Origin of the sequence: Streptomyces winkii (assembly GCF_032248595.1) — a bacterium.
Classification (GTDB): Bacteria; Actinomycetota; Actinomycetes; order Streptomycetales; family Streptomycetaceae; genus Streptomyces; species Streptomyces winkii.
The window spans coordinates 20,778-37,430 of sequence record NZ_JASTTH010000007.1 but is presented as its reverse complement, the minus strand read 5'-3'; the positions used below and the strand labels follow the sequence as shown (position 1 = coordinate 37,430).

Here is a 16,653-nt window from a genome sequence, read left to right as displayed (position 1 = left end):
AGCCCAGTCGCTGTCTCAGTTCGCACAGTCAACTTCGGGTGAAGGGGGCGCCGTTGGGGCGCCCCCTTCACCCGACTCTTCATGGTCGTCTCCGCCGTGCCCGGCGCGCCCGCGCCCAGTTCGCATGGCTGGAGGAGCTGCCGGACCGCGCCCCCGCGCACGGGGCCGCGCACGGGGCCGCGCACGAGATCCCCGCGACGGCCGGGCGCCCCGCCGACGTCGGCCTGGCGATGGGCCCCGGCCCGTGCCGTAGCGCGTGTCCGCCCCCCATGTGCTTGTTCCGTGCGCCCGCCTCTGCCGCCCGGAGGCCCCGGAACAATTCCGCTTGCACCTCACGTCACGTGAGGGCCCACCGTGAAGTGCGTACGAGAAAGGAGCGGAGATGAGCTACTCCGTGGGACAGGTCGCCGGATTCGCCGGTGTCACCGTGCGCACCCTGCACCACTACGACGAGATCGGCCTGCTGGTGCCCGGCGAGCGCAGCCTCGCCGGCCATCGCGTCTACGGCGACGCCGACCTGGACCGGCTTCAGCAGATCCTGTTCTACCGGGAGCTCGGCTTTCCGCTCGAAGAGGTGGCGGTCCTTCTCGACGACCCGGACGTGGACCCGCGGGAACATCTGCGGCAGCAGCACGAGCTGCTGTGCTCCCGGATCGAGAAGCTCCAGAAGATGGCCGCCGCCGTCGAACACGCCATGGAGGCACGGAAGATGGGCATCGATCTCACACCCGAGGAGAAGTTCGAGGTCTTCGGGGACCACGACCCCGACCAGTACGCCGAGGAGACCCAGCAGCGCTGGGGCCACACCGAGGCCTACCACGAGTCGCAGCGCAGAACCGCCTCGTACACCAAGGAGGACTGGCTGCGGATCAAGGAGGAGGGCGAGGAGTGGACGCGTCGCTTCAGCGAGCAGATGGAGAGCGACGACGGCCCCGGGTCCGAGGCCGCGATGGACCTGGCGGAGGAGCACCGGCAGCAGATCTGCCGCAACTTCTACGACTGTCCGTACGAGATCCACACCTGCCTCGGCGAGATGTACGTGGCCGACGAGCGCTTCACCGCGTACTACGAGGCGATCAAGCCGGGCATGGCCGAGTATCTGCGTGAGGCGATCCAGGCCAACGCCGCACGCCACGCGTGATCCCTGCGCGGGGGCGAGAGCCTCGACTCCGGCCCACGCGGGGCCCGTTCGGGCCCGGGTCGCTGCCCGGGGTCAACTCCCCTCCGCCCTCACGCGGATACCGCGAAAGAACGCAAAAGCGGTGCCTCCCGATGAGCCGGGAGGCACCGCTTCGCTCACGCGAGGGAGAAGCCGGCCTCCGGCGCTCGGACGAAGTCGGCACAGCCGGGGCCGCCACGCGGTCTTAGACCACGTGGGTCAACATCCCCTCCCCAAGTCCCCACGCTCGGTGCGCCCCGTAGCAAGCGGCCCCGCCCCGAACGATGTTGGAGCGGTCATGCCGAGAACGGGGGCGGCGAACACCACGGGCGAGTGAGGGGCTGCGCGATGGCCGAGCTGTATATCGACGGTGAGTGGACAGCGGGTGTCGCCGGTGGACAGCGCGAAGTGGTCAATCCGTTCGACGCCTCGGTCATCACCACCGTCGACGAGGCGGACGAGACGGACGTCGATCTCGCCGTACGGGCCGCCAAGCGGGCCTTCGAACGCGCCGACTGGGCATGGGCCCCCGCCCGCCGCCGCGGCGACGTGCTGTACCGCGTGCACGAACTGCTCCTGCGCGACCAGGAGCAACTGGCCCGCATGGAGACCCTCGACACCGGCAAGACGCTCGCCGAGTCGCGCCTCGACATCCAGGACATCGCGGGCGCCTTCCGCTACTTCTCCGAGATCGTGGGGAAGGAGGCCGGCCGCGTCGTCGACGTCGGTCCGGACGTGCTGAGCAGGGTCGTGCACCAGCCGGTCGGCGTGTGCGCCCTGATCGCACCGTGGAACTACCCGCTGCTCCAGGCCTCGTGGAAGGTCGCACCGGCGCTCGCGGCGGGCAACACCTTCGTGCTCAAGCCGAGCGAGACGACGCCGCTGACGACGATCGCCCTCATGGGGCTGCTGGAGGAGGCGGGCACACCGCCGGGCGTCGCCAACCTCGTTCTCGGCGTGGGCGCCACGGTCGGCGCCGCGATGACCTCGCACCCCGAGGTCGACATGGTCTCCTTCACGGGCGGCCTCGCCACCGGGCGGAAGATCATGGAGAGCGCCGCGTCCGGTGTGAAGAACATCGCGCTGGAACTCGGCGGCAAGAACCCCAACATCGTCTTCGACGACGCCGACTTCGACGCCGCGCTCGACTACGCGCTGGACGCGGCCTTCCTCCACTCCGGCCAGGTCTGCTCGGCCGGCTCGCGCCTCATCGTCCAGTACGGCGTCCACGACCGCTTCGTGACCGAACTCGCCTCCAGAGCCGAGGCGATCCGCCTCGGCGACGGCCTCGAACCGCTCACCGAGTCCGGCCCCCTCAGCTCCGCCGAGCACCGCGCGAGGGTCGAGAGCTATCTGGAGGTCGCGCGCATGGACGGCGCGCGGCTCGTCACCGGCGGACGGCGGCCCGACGACCCCGAACTGGCCCGCGGATTCTTCCTGTTGCCCACCGTGTACGCGGACTGCAAGTCGACGATGCGCATCGTGCAGGAAGAGGTCTTCGGGCCCGTCGTGACCGTCGAGCGCTTCTACACGGAGGACGAGGCGCTGGAGTTGGCCAACGACACCCGTTACGGGCTGGCCGGCGGCGTGTGGACCAACGACGCGGGCCGCGCCCAGCGCGTGGCGAACCGCCTGCGCCACGGCACGGTCTGGATCAACGACTTCCATCCGTACGTGCCGCAGGCCGAGTGGGGCGGCTTCGGCAGATCCGGCATCGGCCGCGAACTCGGCCCGACGGGCCTGCGGGAGTACCAGGAGGCCAAGCACATCTACCACAACCTCTCGCCCGCTCCGAGCGGTTGGTTCAAGGGCTGACGTGACGCCCCGCCCGGACTCCGGTACGCGAGTCCGGCCCGGGACCCGAAGCCGGGCCGGTGCGATCGGCCGGGAGAGACGGCGGACAGGGTGGACATGAGCGAATCCGGCAGGGACGAGGACGTCTACGACTACGTCGTCGTGGGCGGCGGCACCGCCGGCTGCGTGCTGGCCGCGCGGCTGAGCGAGGACCCGGAGTGCCGGGTGTGCGTGGTCGAGGGCGGGCCCAGCGACGTCGGCGACGAGAGCGTGCTCAGGCTGCGGAACTGGATCAATCTCCTCGACACGGACTACGACTACCGCTACCCGATCGTCGAACAGCCCCGCGGCAACTCGCACATCCTGCACTCGCGGGCCCGCGTGCTCGGCGGCTGCTCGTCCCACAACACCCTCATCAGCTTCCTGCCGTTCCCGCACGACATGGAGGAGTGGGTTCGTCGCGGCGCCGACGGATGGGACGCCGGGACCGTGCTGCCGTACCGGCACCGGCTGCGCAACACCATCCGTCCCGTCGCCGACAAGGACCGCAACCCCGTCGCGCACGACTTCGTCTGCGCCGCGGTCGACGCCCTCGACGTCCCCGTCGTCGACGACTTCAACGCGCGGCCCTTCACCGAGGGCGCCGGCTTCTTCTCGCTCGCCTACGACCCGGCCACCGGATACCGGTCGTCGGCGTCCGTCGCGTATCTCCACCCCGTCATGCACCGGCCCAACCTGACGCTGAAGCTGGAGAGTTGGGCGTACAGGCTGCTGCGGGACGGGGACGGACGCCTCACCCGAGTCCGCGTGCGGTACGCCGACGGCTCCGACGGCACCCTGCGCGCGGAGCGTGAACTGCTGCTGTGCGCGGGGGCGATCGACACGCCGCGGCTGCTGCTGCTCTCCGGGATCGGCCCCGCCGGCGCCCTGCGCGGACTCGGCATCGACGTGCTCGCCGATCTGCCAGGAGTGGGGGAGAACCTGCTGGACCACCCGGAGTCGGTGATCGTCTGGGAGACCGCGGGCCCGCTGCCTCCGAACTCGGCGATGGACTCCGACGCGGGGCTGTTCGTGCGGCGCGACAGCCGCGAGCCCGGCCCGGACCTGATGTTCCACTTCTACCAGGTGCCGTTCACCGCCAACACCGAACGCCTGGCCCTGCCTTCACCCCCGTATGGCGTCTGCATGACCCCCAACGTGCCCAAGTCCCGTTCCCGCGGGCGTCTTTGGCTGCGCAGCGCCGACCCGGCGGAGAAACCCGCCCTGGATTTCCGCTACTTCACCGATCCCGAGGGCTACGACGAGCGCACTCTCGTCGACGGCCTGCGCATCGCCCGCCGGGTGGCCTCCACCGGACCGCTGCGCGACTGGCTGCTCCGGGAGACCGCCCCCGGCCCGGAGGTGACGACCGACGCGGAGCTGTCCGAGTACGGGCGGCGCGCGGCGCACACCGTCTACCACCCGGCGGGCACCTGCCGCATGGGCCACGCCGACGACGCCGGCGCCGTGGTCGATCCGCAGCTGCGGCTGCGCGGCGTGGAGGGCGTACGGGTCGTCGACGCGTCCGTGTTCCCGAGCATGCCGACCGTGAACCCGATGGTCACCGTGCTGCTCGTCGCCGAGCGGGCCGCGGATCTGGTCGCCGGACGGGCGGTACGGGCACAGGCACCCGCGCCCGGCAGCGACGTGCCGGGAGAGGAGCAGCGATGACGGACGCCGGGAGCGCCGCCGCGGCAGGTGGAGCCGGGGGAGGAGGCGGAGCGGCCGAGCACGGCTCGGAGTTCCGCAGGGAGATGGGGCCGTGGGCGAACTTCGCGCTCGGGTTCACCTACCTCTCCCCCGTGGTCAGCACGTACACCCTCTTCGCGACGGCGCTGGCCACCGGCGGCCCCCCGATGATCTGGGCGTTCCTGCTCGCGGGCGCGGGGCAGTTCCTCGTGGCGCTCGTCTTCGGCGAGGTCGTCGCGCAGTTCCCCATCGCCGGCGGCGTCTACCCGTGGGCGCGCCGCCTGTGGGGCATCCGCTGGGCGTGGATGACCGGGTGGATCTACATGTGGGCGCTGCTGGTCACGATCACCGCCGTGGCATACGGCGCCGGACCGTTCGTGGCGATCCTCTTCGGCTTCGAACCGTCCGTGCACACAACGGTGCTGTGCACCGTGGCGCTCATCGTCGTCGCCGCGCTCATCAACTACGCGGGCACCAGGGCCCTTTCGAAGGCCGCCGTCATCGGCTTCACCGCGGAGCTGGTCGGCGCCGTCGTCGTCGGCGTCTATCTGCTGTCCACGCACCGCTTCCACGGCATCGGTGTCGTCGTCGACAACTTCGGTGCGGGGGGCGGCGGTTCCTATGCGCCGGTCTTCCTGGCGGCGGCCATCATCGGCTTCTACCAGTACTACGGCTTCGAGGCGTGCGGCGACCTCGCCGAGGAGGTCGCACGCCCGGGCGCCGTCATCCCGAAGGCGATGCGCCGAACCGTCTATGTCGGCGGCGCCGCCGCCACCTTCACATGTCTCACGCTGCTGCTGGCCGTCTCCGACTACCGGGCGGTGATCGACGGCAAGGACACCGACCCTGTCGTGCGGGTGCTTTTCGACGCGCTGGGCGAGGTGGGCGCCCGCCTGGTCATGGGCGTCGTGCTCATCTCGTTCCTGTCCTGCACGGTGAGCCTCCAGGCCGCCGCGGGGCGCCTCATCTACTCGTACGCGCGGGACAAGATGGTCGTGGGGCACAGGCTGCTGCGCTCGTTCTCGTACGCGCGTGCCGTGCCGCACAACGCGCTGCTGGTGGCCGCGGTCATCCCCATCGTCATCGCCTTTTGGTCACTGATCTCCGAGGATGCCCTCACCAAGATCGTCTCGTTCGCCGTCCTCGGCATCTACGGCTCGTTCCAGATGGTCGTCCTCGCCGCGCTCCGCGCCCGGCTGAAGGGCTGGCGGTCCACGGGGGAGTTCCGACTCGGCCGCTGGGGGCTGCTGATCAACGCCGCGGCCCTGGCGTACGGCATCTTCGCGATCATCAACATCTCCTGGGCGCGCAATCCCGGCCAGCCCTGGTACGAGAACTGGATCGTGCTGCTGTCGGGCGGCGTCGTCATGGGAGCGGGACTGCTCTACATGTTCACCACGCACCACTACGGACGCAGCGACTCCCCGGCGGGAGACGCGATCCCGCAGCGCTCCGAGGCGTGAGGCGGCACGCGCCGCGAACAGGGCGTCAGTTGCGAACTGAAGTACGGGACCGATTCGGTGCAACCAAACGCCGCGTGGCAATGTCCTTGGGGCAACGGACTTTTCACGGGGTGGCCGCTCCTGCGTACAGGGGCCGGCGTCGATCCCGCCATGGACGATGGAGCTTCGAGTTGATGCGTGTATCCAAGAGGGCCCGCCGTATCGGTGCCGCGGTGGTGGCGGCCGGAGCAGTACTGGCCGCGGGACCCTTCGTCGTACCGGCTCACGCCGCCGGTCCCTCCGGCGTCAAGGCCAAGGGCGCCTTCCTGCTGGACGCCTCCTCCGGTGAGGAGATGTGGGGCAAGAGCTCCGACACCAAGCGCCAGATGGCGAGCACCACGAAGGTCATGACGGCCGCGGTCGTCGTCAGCTCCGGCGTCGACCTCGACCGCCGGATCACGGTGAAGAAGGCATACCGCGACTACGTCTCCAAGTGGGGCGGAAGCACCGCCGACCTGCGCACGGGCGACAAGCTGAGCCTGCGGCAGCTGCTGTACGGGATGCTGCTCCCCTCGGGCTGCGACGCCGCGTACGCGCTGGCCGACGCCGTCGGAAAGGGCGGCTCGACGACGTCGCGGGCCAACTCGTTCATCGGCAAGATGAACGCCAAGGCCCGCCAACTCGGCATGAAGAACACCGAGTTCGACTCCTTCGACGGCATCTCGAAGAAGGGGCGCAACCACTCCACGGCGCGCGACATGGCCAAGCTCGGCAAGTACGTGCTCGGCAGCACGAACATCCGCAACGTCGCGAAGTCCACGTCGACGAAGCAGAAGGCGACCAACGGCCGCACGTACACCTGGTACAACACGAACCAGCTGCTCGGCTCGTACAAGGGCGTGATCGGCATCAAGACCGGCACGGGCACCAAGGCCGGCCCGTGCCTCGTCTTCGCCGCGGAGCGCAACGGCCGCTCGGTCGTCGGCGTGATCCTCAACAGCAGCAAGCGCTACCCGGACGCGAAGAAGATGCTGGACTGGTCGCTCCAGCAGAAGACGCCGAAGCTGGACCTGCGTTCGCTGCCCAAGGGCGCGGAGCGCGACTGACGTACAGCGACTGACGCGCAGGGCGCGGGTGGGGCCCGCACACGCGGTGCCCCGCCCGCGCCCGTACGTCTCTCGCGCCGAGCCCGGCGGCTCAGGGCACCGCGGGCGCCTGTCTGCGCGTCTCGCACTGGAGGACGACGATCACGAGGTCGTCGTTGATCGTCCGCGCCCACCGCGTGACGTCCCGGTGGATGAAGGAGACGACCTCCGACGGTTCGATGCCCCGGTCACTCCCGTCGTCGCGGCCACCGCGTGCGCCGCTCGCGTCGCCGTAGCGCTCCGCGAGCCGCCGCCCGAGCGGATAGAAGGCGCCGTCGCCGCTGCGCGCCTCGGTGACGCCGTCGGAGTAGGCGACCAGCGTCTCGCCGTCCGCCAGCTCGAAGCACTTCTCCCCCTCCGGAAGCACGGGCGCGAGGTCGCCGAAGCCGAGCGGCAGCGCCGGCTCCGGCCTCAGCGCGCCGACGCCCTGCGACCCGCCCATCCGGAAGAGCGGGGGATGCCCGCGGTTCAGCACCCGTACGAGCCCGCCCTCCCGCGGGAACTCCAGCAGCACGGCCGTCGCGAACAGCTCCTGCGACCAGCCGCTCGGTGTCCCGGCTGCGGGCGCCGCCTGTGAGCCCCCGGCCTCCATGTCCTCGCGGTCCATGGCCATCGCCGCCTCGATGCGGGAGGCCACCTCCGACAGCGTCGGGCACGTCATGGCCGCCTCGCGGAAGGCCGAGGTGATCGTCGCGACTCCCTCGGTCGCGCCGATGCCCTTGCCGCGCACGTCGCCGATCACGGCCCGGACGCCGTACGGCGTGGGCCGCACGCTGTAGAGATCGCCGCCCACGAGAGCGGCCTCGTCGGCCGCACGGTAGAGGCCCGCGAGACGCACCGGGCCCACGCGTTCCGGCAGCGGCCGCAGCAGCGCGCGCTGCGTCGCCTCGGCGACGGCGTTGACCTGGACGAGCTGGAGCGTCGTACGTTCCAGGATCATGGCCAGCAGCATGGAGAAGCCCGTGACCAGTACGAGCGTGACGATCGGGCCCGTGACGTTGTCGGGATAGACGTCCTCCAGGGCCAGATGCAGACCCGTGAGCAGGCCGATGGAGAGCACGCCCACGGCGAGCGTCGCGAGGGGCCGCGTCAGCAGAGCCGCGAGCACGACGGCGGCGGTCAGGAACGAGGCGAACGAATAGCGCGTCGGGGTGGCCAGCTCCAGCACGAGGGCCAGCACGACGAGTGCCGGCGGCAGCGCTTTGACCCAACGGGGCAGCCATTCCGTGCGCGGGGTCCTGTCCAGGCCGGTGATGAGCGCGCGCTCCGGGCGGCGCATGCTCCACAGGCTGTCCCGGATCCGCCTCGGTGCCCGCCCGCCGTGGAACATGTGGTCCGGGAGGCCTCCCAGGCTTCGCACGGCCCCCGGGATCTTCTTGCTGCCCGTGCCTCCCGTGTCCACGTCCGTCCGTTCCCTTCCACGGGGCGCGCCGGCTGCCGCTGCTGCTCCGGCCTCTCCTCAGTCTCGGGCACGGGCGCCGATCCGGCTCGGCGTCCCGTGCGGACTCACGCCAGGCGGGCCTCCACCTTCCCGTCCACGTGCCGCGTCTCGAAGACGGGCTGCGGCGAGGTCGCCGGACCGCCCACGTTCCACCCGTCCGAGAGCCGGAAGACGCTGCCGTGCCAGGGGCAGCGCACACACCCGTCGACGATCTCCCCCTGTGACAGCGGCCCGGCCATGTGGCTGCACCGGTCCGCCAGTACGTGTACGGCGCCGCCGCCCTCCCGCACGACGACCACCGGCATCTCCCCCACGGTCCGCCGGACCGCCTTGCCGACGGGGAAGTCCGCCGGTGCTCCCAGCTCGTGCCAGCCCGGCTCCGTACGTACGGAGATGTCCTCGGCGTGGTTGACGGCCGCGGCCTGCCGGTACGCGAGGTGCCCGCCGAGGGCGCCGCCGACGCCGACCGCCGCGAGCCCCGCGTACCCGAGCGCGCGCCCGCGCAGGGAACGGCCGCGCAGCCGGGCGCCCAGCGACGACGCGTACAGCGCGATGGCGGTCGAGTTGGCGAGCGCGTGGATGAGACCGACGCGCATCTGCGGCTTCCGCAGCTCCGCCCAGTCGATCCATCCGGTGAAGGCGGCGGGCACCGCGGCGCCGAGCCCGGTGGTGATCAGCAGCGCGGGCGCGTAGTGCCGCCGCTTGCCCGGGATCAGATCCAGCACGGCCGCGGAGAGCCATGTGCCGATCGGGATCTGGACGAGCAGCGGATGCACGGGGTGGCCGAGCCAGTGCCCGTGCAGGACGTCGCGGTCCTCGTCGCTGAGGGGAAGCGCGTGGACGGCCCGCTGGATTCCCTGAAGCGGCGGATCGAGGCGGTGGTCGTGCTCGGTCTTCTCGATGGCGGCGAGCACCCGTCCCTGCCGCTCGGGGTGGGGCAGTACGGCGCGGAGGGCGCCGGCGCAGGCAAGCAGCTTCTGTGAATAGGACATACCGCCCGGTTCCCGTCAGAACGCCGGGCAAACGGCGCCGCACGGCGGCCGGTGCGGCGCGTACGGCTCGTACTGCCCGTACTGACGCCGTCGGTGCCGGTCCGCCGCGGCCGCTTGAGTTGCCCGGTCCGATGCCGCCCCTCACCGTGGAACAGTGGAGGAGCCCCGCGGTGACAGGTCGGTCCGGCGGAAGCCGCGGAAGACGCCGGGCAGGGAACGGCGGACTCCGCGGACGCGGCCGGGCGGGGAATGGCCGCGGACACCGCGGGCGGCGGGCCGGAGCACACCGCTGCGCCGGATCATCAGCGCGCCCGGGGCGGCACGCCTCTTCGCGCTGCCCGTGCCCGCCGTGCTGATCACGGTCGGAGTCCTGCTGAGTGTGACCACCGATCAGGGGCTGCCGGGCTCTCCGTTCTTCACGGTCGCCCCACTTGTGGCGGCACCCTTCGCCTCGACCCTCGTGACCGCTCTGACGGGCTGCGTCTCCGCGGCCGCGCTCGCCCTGGTCCTGCTGTTGGTGACCACTCCCCGCGAACAGGACGACCTCACCACGGTGGTCACCGTCGCCGCCGTCGGGCTCCTCGCCGTCGGCATCAACCTCCTGCTGCGCCGCACGGGTGCGGCCCTCGCCTCCGTACGGACCATCGCCGAGAGCACTCAGCTCGCGGTGCTGCCCGCACCGCCCTCCCGGATCGGCGACCTGCGGATCGCGGCACGCTACGAAGCGGCGCAGAGCGACGCCCGCATCGGCGGCGATCTGTACGCCGTGCACGAGACGCCGCGGGGAGTGCGCCTGATCGTCGGGGACGTACGGGGTAAGGGAATGGAGGCCGTACGGGCTGTGGCGGTCGCCGTCGGAACCTTCCGGGAGGCCGCCGACCAGGAGGCCACCCTCGAAGCGGTCGCCCGGCGCCTCGACCACGCGCTGCTGAGGGAGCGGCAGCGCCGGACCGGAGCGGACGCCTACGAGGACTTCACCACCGCGGTGATCGCGGAGATCCCCGCGGGGAACTCCAGCTCTCTGCGGCTCCTCAACCGCGGGCATCCGCCGCCGCTGCTCCTCGCCGGCGGACGCAACGAATTCCTCGAACCGGCGGAGCCCGCGCTGCCGCTCGGCATGTCCGAACTGGGCCAATGGCCCGACCACGTCGACGAGATCACGTTCCCGCACGGCATGCAGATCTTCTTCTACACGGACGGGCTGTCCGAGGCGCGGAACAAGGCGGGCGCCTTCTTCGAGCCCGGCACGAGGCTCGCCGGCCGCGTCTTCCGCGACCCCGACGCGCTGCTCGACGCCGTGCTCGCGGACGTCGCCGCGTACGTCGGCGGCGAGGCCACGGACGACCTGGCGCTGGTGGCGGTGCAGCGCGGCGACGGAGCGGAGTGACGGCCTTTCGGGCAGCGGACGCCGAGCCGCCGCTCCGCCGGCCCGGTCACACCCGCGCCCAACTGACGCTCCTTCACGTACGGTTCACCGGTCACGCACAGCGATCCCACGCGCGGTGCAGAGTGACGGCACGCCCCAATTGACCCCACCTGTCCGGGAAGATGCAGCTCACGTGGCTACAAATCTCGCCGGAACCGCTTGGAATCACGGCCACGGCTCTATTAACGTTCCATAACGCAGCGCGGTCGTCACTGCCGTCACGAGAGACGGCTCCGTGCGCCGTCGCCGAATCCTGAACGTGCACCACCCCGAGCCACAACTCGATACCGCTGCACCAAAGGAACCGGGGAACCACCCCCTGCCGCTCGACGCGGCGGGGATGGGGTGAATCGGCAAGTTCCGCCCACGGGCGGGCAGTTCGTAGGAGACCTTCCTGCTCCGAACCCGTCAGCTAACCCGGTAGGCGAAAGGGAAGGAAAGGAGAACGCCCCCGTGGCGTCCAACAGGCATGCCCCCGAGGGCACGTACGACCCGTACCTCGAAGACGAAGAGTCCGGCAGATACGGCGACTACGGCTCCTACGGCGACGACGGCGCACACCATCGGTTCGACCGCTTCGGACCGGCGTACCAGCAGTCCGGCGAGTACGACACGTACGCCTCGCAGCTGACCGAGACGTACGACGCGTACGAGACGGACGGCGGTTCGCACGGCACGTACGGCTACGGCTCCGACGGCTACGGCTACGGCTCCGACGGGGCATACGCCACGCAGGAGTTCGCGCCCGAGTTCGGCATGTACGAGTTCGGTGCGGGTGAAGTGCCGCCCGTTCCGGACGCCTTCGGCACCGCTCCCGGCGGCCCCGCCCCCTTCGAGGAGTGGAACCCGACCGAGGACGACGTGCGCCCCGTGCGCGGGCGGCACAAGCTGGCCAAGCAGCGTGGCGGCAGCATGGCCCGCAGCGGCGCCGTACTCGGTGTCGGCATGATCGCGGCGGTGGGCGCGGGCGGCATGGCCACCGCGCAGGAGAAGCCGTCGACGTCCATCTCGATGCAGGACGTCGCGAATGCGGCGGGCAAGGCCAAGGACCTGCCGGGCGTCAAGCTTCTCTCCGGCGGCTCCGAGGACACCGTCGCAGGTCAGCCCCTCACCCAGGCCGCTCTCACCGAGAGCGACACCAAGGCGGGGCGTACGGACGCCGGCGAGGCGCTCCGCTCCCGCATCCTCGATCAGGCTCAGCAGCAGCAGTCGCAGGCGGAGAACTCCGCGAAGGACGCCGCCATCGCGAAGGCCGCGGACGCGGCGCAGGCGAAGGCCGACAAGGCACAGAAGAAGGCACTCGCCGAGCAGCGCCAGAAGGCGGAGGACGCACGCCTGGCCAAGCTCGCCAAGAGCTTCAAGCTCCCCGTCTCGGGCTACCAACTCACCTCCACCTTCGGCGAGTCCGGCAGCCTGTGGTCCAACGGCCACACCGGCCAGGACTTCGCCGCCTCCTCCGGGACGCCCATCAGGGCCATCCACTCCGGGACCATCAAGGAGGCGGGCTGGGCCGGCTCGTTCGGCTACCGCACGATCCTGAAGCTGGACGACGGCACCGAACTCTGGTTCTGCCACCAGTCGTCGATGAACGTCTCCGCGGGCCAGAAAGTCCGTACGGGCGAGCTCATCGGCCGCGTCGGCTCCACCGGGAACGTCACGGGTGCCCATCTGCACCTGGAGGTCCACCCGGGCGGAGGCGCCGCCATCGACCCCCTGGCGTGGCTGCGGGGCAAGGGCCTCACGCCCTGACGCCCTGGCCGCGGACGGGCCGCGGCGTCCGGCACCGGACCCGGCCCGGCCCCTGGCGCACGCACACGGTCACCGCTACCGTCACCTCTCCGACACCGCTGCGGAGGCACGGCGCACGACGCATGGTGCCGCCGTCACACGCACCCGTACGAGGACTCGTACACGCGGCGGCTTCTCCCCTCCCGCGGGCGTGACGCCGTATCTCAACATCTCCACATGCACGACTGGCCGACGTGATGACTTGTCGCGCCGCCGCCGCCTCGCACCGTCGAGGTGCGCTGGACCACGCACGACTCGCCCATGCCCCTCGGCGTACACAAAGGAGGGGACGAGGCGGCGGCGGACGGGGGCCTGTCATCTTCGGGCACGGCCCCACCCCCATGCTCCGGCGGTCCTGGTGGACCACCCCCCGACACCAGGACCGTCGGTCTTATCTCTCCGGCCGGGCGCGGCGACGCGCTACCGTCGGGTGCATGTCTGAGCCCAACTCCCCTGACGCCACTGCCCCGGCGAGCGCCGGGCTCGCCTCGCGCCGCCCCCTCGGCCGCCTCTCCGTCTCGCCGCTGTGCCTGGGCGGGAACGTCTTCGGCTGGACGGCCGGCGAGGCCGCCTCCTTCGACGTCCTCGACGCCTACACCGCCGCGGGCGGCAACTTCGTGGACACCGCCGACTCCTACTCCGGCAGGCGCCACGGCGTCCCCGGCGGCATGGAGTCCGAGACCGTCATCGGCAACTGGACGGCGGCGCGCGGCAATCGGGACGACGTGGTCATCGCCACGAAGGTGGGGGCGAGCGCCGAACGCAAGGGTCTCTCGGCCGCCAACATCAAGGCCGCCGCCGACGATTCGCTGCGCCGACTGCGCACCGACCGCATCGACCTCTACTACACGCACTTCGACGACGAGTCCGTCGAGGTGTCCGAGATCATCACGGCGCTGGACGACCTCGTACGGGCCGGAAAGGTGCGCGAGATCGGCGCGTCCAACATCTCACCGGAGCGCCTCGACGCGTCGCTCGCCTTCAGCGCCGAGGCCGGCGCGGCCGCCTACAGCGCGCTCCAGCCGCACTACAACCTCGTCTCGCGCGACACCTACGAGGGTCCGCTCGCGGAGGCCGCCGAGCGGCACGGGCTCGCGGTGATGCCGTACTTCGCGCTGGCGATGGGCTTCCTCACGGGCAAGTACCGGCCGGGCGCCGGACATTCGGACGGCACGGACGGCACGGACGGCAGCCCGCGCGCCGAGCGGGCGTCCAAGTTCCTGGAGACGGAGCGCGGCCCCCGCGTACTGGCCGCCCTCGACCAGATCTCCGAGGCCCACGGCACCGCCCCCGCGACGATCGCCCTCGCCTGGCTCCTGACCCGCCCCACGGTCACCGCCCCGATCGCGAGCGCCCGCTCCCTCGACCAGCTGAAGCCGCAACTGGCGCTCGCGGACGTCCAGTTGACCCCGGAGGAGGCGAAGCTGCTGACGGAGGCCTCGGCGTAGCCCGCGGTCACGCCCGGATCAGCGCTGCGGCTGCCCGTACGCGTGCTGCACGCGGAGCCGCACGACGAGACGCCGGTCGGCGACCATCGCCGCCCGGTACTCGTCCCAGTCGGGATGCTCACCCTGGATCGCACGGAAGACCTCGATCAGCTCCTCGACGGTCTCGTCCTGAGGGTCGGCGGCCACGGGCGTCAACTCGGCGTCGCCCTCGGCCACGGTCCAGGCCCAGCCGTCGTCGCTGCGCACGTGGAAGCTCGCACGCGGATCGCGGAGCAGGTTGCGCGTCTTGGCGCGGTCGGCCGTGACGGAGACCCGGATGAGCCGACGGGCCGAGTCGTACGTGTAGTTGACGTTCGACAACTGCGGCCGCCCGTCCCGCTTCAGGGTCACCAGCACACCCAGCCTGTGCCCGGCGAGCAACGCGAGCAGTTCTTCATCCACGAGCCTCGGCCTGCCTCTCGGTCGTCTGGGTCTGCCTTGAGCCGATCGTAAGACCTCGTGTACGGACTCACGGGCTTTGCGAGCGGGCGTCGGTCCCGCTGGTCAGATCGAGAGGTCCCCGTATCGCTCGACCACGGTTCGGAATCGTGAGTGCCGGAACAGTCCCACTCGCGTGATCTCCCAGGAGAGGCAGATGCGAATGCCGACCCTCGTAGCCTTCCACGCCCACCCCGACGACGAAGTCCTGCTCACCGGCGGTACGTTGGCGCGGGCCGCCGCCGAGGGGCATCGGGTGGTGGTCGTCGTGGCCACGGACGGGCTCATGGGGGAGGTGCCCGAGGGCGGAGAGCCGCCGCGGATGCGGGAGTTGAGGACCAGTGCCGCCGTGCTCGGAGTCGGGCGGGTCGTGCATCTGGGGTACGCGGACAGCGGGCACGGGGCGGTGCTCTACCCCGATCCGCCCGACCGGACCCGGTTCGTACGGGCGGAGACCGAGGAGGCCGCGCGGAGGTTGGCGGAGGTGCTGCGCGAGGAGGGCGCCGATGTGCTGCTCAGCTACGACGCCAACGGCGGGTACGGGCACCGGGACCATGTGAAGGTCCACCACGTCGGGAAGCGCGCCGCGGAACTGGCGGGCACCGCACGGGTGTTGGAGGCGACCATGCCCCGCGAGGGGTTCGGCCGGCTGATGAGGACGGCGCGGTGGCTGAGCAGTTCGGTGCGGTTCGACGACGAGGCGCTGAGCCGGAGCTTCCGTCCCCGCGCGGAGATCACGCACGTCATGGACGTACGGCGGTACGCGCGCCAGAAGCAGGCCGCCCTCGCCGCGCACCGCAGCGAAGTCGCCAAGGGAGCGGGACGGATCGCGCCCGCGGCGAGGACGCTGGTCCGGCTGCCGGTGCCGCTGTTCGGGCTGCTGCTCGGGCGGGAGTGGTTCGCCGAGGCGGGCCGGGGGCGCGGAGCGCGTACGGGCTCGTAGCCCGGCCGGGGCCTCAAGGCCGGCCGTGCGGCACCTCGTTGGAGATCTGCTCGATGAACTCGGCGACCGGCTGGTGCGTCGGCGGGAAGTACGGTTCGCTGCCGTCCTTGGGGACGATCAGCACGCGCGTGAACGGCGCCTTCGTGACGTCCCCGGTCTCCAGATGCTCCCGGGAGTCGAAGCGCACGGCCCAGGCGGGCTCGTACTCCGTCGACAGCTGCGGCTGCATGACGAGCGTGAGTTCGCCGAGGTAGCCGATGCGTTCCAGATGTTCGCGGGCCCAGCGGTGGGCCTCGTCGTGCGTGAGCATCGTGCGCCTTCCAAGTGCCGGGTTCTGCATGGTGCTTATCTGCGGCTGTTCCCGCCGGTCGCGTACGCGTCGAGCGTGGCCTTGTCCGGGACGATGCCGGCCACGGGCGGCAGCACCTTGGCGCGGGCGCTGCCGGCGTCCAGGGCGACGCCGCAGGGCTGTCCGGCGGCGGGTATCACCGAGTCGAGGAGGCGCCAGCCCAGCACCTTGCGGTACACCCACACCTGCTTGCCCTCTTCCACGGAGGTGGCGGGCTGCCGGAGGCCCGCGTCCCCGGCGCCCCTCTTCACGAAGCGCGTCAGGGTCTTCTCGTCCGAGAAGGCCAGAATCCAGCGGATTCCGCCCAGTTCGGCCGACCAGATGCCGCCCTCGTCGTCGAGCGGTACGAGCACGGCGCGGTGCCGGAAGTCGTCGAGGAACGCGGTGAACTCCGGTACCGCGGCGGCTGCTTGCTCACGGACCTGCTGTTCGGCAGCGACCAACTCGGTCAGTTGCACCACTGCCCCCAACCCTCTGCCGCCACACCCGTCTCAACTGGGGGCATGCTGGCAGCGATACGA

Annotated in this window: 14 protein-coding genes and 1 riboswitch; of the genes, 9 read left to right on the top strand and 5 right to left on the bottom strand. The window is 71.2% G+C overall.

The window, feature by feature from the left end; translation table 11 throughout:
- The first annotated feature begins 382 nt into the window (after positions 1 to 382).
- From QQM67_RS21600 to QQM67_RS21580, 5 genes are all read left to right on the top strand, one after another.
- A complete protein-coding gene (locus QQM67_RS21600; RefSeq protein WP_314175676.1) occupies positions 383 to 1,141 on the top strand; it encodes a MerR family transcriptional regulator in 759 nt (252 codons plus the stop codon).
- 366 nt (positions 1,142 to 1,507) lie between these two features.
- Positions 1,508 to 2,974, top strand: coding sequence for an aldehyde dehydrogenase family protein (locus tag QQM67_RS21595; protein WP_314175675.1), 1,467 nt, complete (start codon positions 1,508 to 1,510; stop codon positions 2,972 to 2,974).
- 96 nt (positions 2,975 to 3,070) lie between these two features.
- Positions 3,071 to 4,663, top strand: coding sequence for a GMC family oxidoreductase (locus tag QQM67_RS21590; protein WP_314175674.1), 1,593 nt, complete (start codon positions 3,071 to 3,073; stop codon positions 4,661 to 4,663).
- Positions 4,660 to 6,144, top strand: a complete 1,485-nt coding sequence (locus QQM67_RS21585) for an APC family permease (RefSeq protein WP_314175673.1) — start codon at positions 4,660 to 4,662, stop codon at positions 6,142 to 6,144. Before QQM67_RS21590 ends, QQM67_RS21585 begins: the two co-directional genes overlap by 4 nt.
- A gap of 173 nt (positions 6,145 to 6,317) precedes the next feature.
- Positions 6,318 to 7,229 (top strand): D-alanyl-D-alanine carboxypeptidase family protein, encoded by a 912-nt coding sequence (locus QQM67_RS21580; RefSeq protein ID WP_314175672.1) that lies wholly within the window; start codon positions 6,318 to 6,320, stop codon positions 7,227 to 7,229.
- A gap of 91 nt (positions 7,230 to 7,320) precedes the next feature.
- Here QQM67_RS21580 and QQM67_RS21575 read toward each other — a convergent pair whose 3' ends face one another.
- Entirely contained in the window at positions 7,321 to 8,547 is a 1,227-nt protein-coding gene (locus tag QQM67_RS21575) for a PP2C family protein-serine/threonine phosphatase (RefSeq protein WP_314175671.1), read from the bottom strand.
- Between the two features lie 227 nt (positions 8,548 to 8,774).
- Positions 8,775 to 9,701: a Rieske (2Fe-2S) protein gene (locus QQM67_RS21570; protein WP_314175670.1), complete on the bottom strand. Its 927-nt coding sequence runs from the start codon at positions 9,699 to 9,701 to the stop codon at positions 8,775 to 8,777.
- A gap of 154 nt (positions 9,702 to 9,855) precedes the next feature.
- Here QQM67_RS21570 and QQM67_RS21565 point away from each other — a divergent pair, with 154 nt between their 5' ends.
- The 3 genes from QQM67_RS21565 (at position 9,856) to QQM67_RS21555 (ending at position 14,363) form a co-directional block, all read left to right on the top strand.
- On the top strand, positions 9,856 to 11,088 hold the full coding sequence (locus QQM67_RS21565) for a PP2C family protein-serine/threonine phosphatase (RefSeq protein WP_314175669.1): 1,233 nt from the start codon (positions 9,856 to 9,858) through the stop codon (positions 11,086 to 11,088).
- Between the two features lie 317 nt (positions 11,089 to 11,405).
- Positions 11,406 to 11,569, top strand: a riboswitch (cyclic di-AMP (ydaO/yuaA leader).
- Positions 11,570 to 11,883: 314 nt separating this feature from the next.
- Positions 11,884 to 12,876 (top strand): M23 family metallopeptidase, encoded by a 993-nt coding sequence (locus tag QQM67_RS21560; RefSeq protein ID WP_314176169.1) that lies wholly within the window; start codon positions 11,884 to 11,886, stop codon positions 12,874 to 12,876.
- A 473-nt stretch (positions 12,877 to 13,349) separates the two neighbouring features.
- A complete protein-coding gene (locus QQM67_RS21555) occupies positions 13,350 to 14,363 on the top strand; it encodes an aldo/keto reductase (protein WP_314175668.1) in 1,014 nt (337 codons plus the stop codon).
- Between the two features lie 18 nt (positions 14,364 to 14,381).
- Here the strand turns inward: QQM67_RS21555 and QQM67_RS21550 are convergent, their stop codons facing one another.
- Positions 14,382 to 14,804, bottom strand: coding sequence for a PPOX class F420-dependent oxidoreductase (locus QQM67_RS21550; protein WP_314175667.1), 423 nt, complete (start codon positions 14,802 to 14,804; stop codon positions 14,382 to 14,384).
- Positions 14,805 to 14,997: 193 nt separating this feature from the next.
- On the opposite strand from QQM67_RS21550, the gene QQM67_RS21545 reads away from it, so the two are divergent.
- The gene (locus QQM67_RS21545; protein WP_314175666.1) at positions 14,998 to 15,783 is read left to right on the top strand and encodes a PIG-L deacetylase family protein; all 786 of its coding nucleotides are present in this window, start codon (positions 14,998 to 15,000) and stop codon (positions 15,781 to 15,783) included.
- Positions 15,784 to 15,796: 13 nt separating this feature from the next.
- Here QQM67_RS21545 and QQM67_RS21540 read toward each other — a convergent pair whose 3' ends face one another.
- Positions 15,797 to 16,093, bottom strand: a complete 297-nt coding sequence (locus tag QQM67_RS21540) for a YrhB domain-containing protein (RefSeq protein ID WP_314175664.1) — start codon at positions 16,091 to 16,093, stop codon at positions 15,797 to 15,799.
- 35 nt (positions 16,094 to 16,128) lie between these two features.
- Positions 16,129 to 16,593: an SseB family protein gene (locus QQM67_RS21535; protein ID WP_314175663.1), complete on the bottom strand. Its 465-nt coding sequence runs from the start codon at positions 16,591 to 16,593 to the stop codon at positions 16,129 to 16,131.
- Positions 16,594 to 16,653: the final 60 nt, after the last annotated feature.

What these genes read in the sequence shown, in the direction of transcription:
- QQM67_RS21585 (WP_314175673.1), top strand. Translation starts at nt 4,660, where the DNA reads ATGACGGACGCCGGGAGCGCCGCCGCGGCAGGTGGAGCCGGGGGAGGA.
- QQM67_RS21570 (WP_314175670.1), bottom strand. Translation starts at nt 9,701, where the DNA reads ATGTCCTATTCACAGAAGCTGCTTGCCTGCGCCGGCGCCCTCCGCGCC.
- QQM67_RS21595 (WP_314175675.1), top strand. Translation starts at nt 1,508, where the DNA reads ATGGCCGAGCTGTATATCGACGGTGAGTGGACAGCGGGTGTCGCCGGT.
- QQM67_RS21600 (WP_314175676.1), top strand. Translation starts at nt 383, where the DNA reads ATGAGCTACTCCGTGGGACAGGTCGCCGGATTCGCCGGTGTCACCGTG.
- QQM67_RS21590 (WP_314175674.1), top strand. Translation starts at nt 3,071, where the DNA reads ATGAGCGAATCCGGCAGGGACGAGGACGTCTACGACTACGTCGTCGTG.
- QQM67_RS21575 (WP_314175671.1), bottom strand. Translation starts at nt 8,547, where the DNA reads ATGCGCCGCCCGGAGCGCGCGCTCATCACCGGCCTGGACAGGACCCCG.
- QQM67_RS21560 (WP_314176169.1), top strand. Translation starts at nt 11,884, where the DNA reads ATGTACGAGTTCGGTGCGGGTGAAGTGCCGCCCGTTCCGGACGCCTTC.
- QQM67_RS21545 (WP_314175666.1), top strand. Translation starts at nt 14,998, where the DNA reads ATGCGAATGCCGACCCTCGTAGCCTTCCACGCCCACCCCGACGACGAA.
- QQM67_RS21555 (WP_314175668.1), top strand. Translation starts at nt 13,350, where the DNA reads ATGTCTGAGCCCAACTCCCCTGACGCCACTGCCCCGGCGAGCGCCGGG.
- QQM67_RS21540 (WP_314175664.1), bottom strand. Translation starts at nt 16,093, where the DNA reads ATGCTCACGCACGACGAGGCCCACCGCTGGGCCCGCGAACATCTGGAA.
- QQM67_RS21580 (WP_314175672.1), top strand. Translation starts at nt 6,318, where the DNA reads ATGCGTGTATCCAAGAGGGCCCGCCGTATCGGTGCCGCGGTGGTGGCG.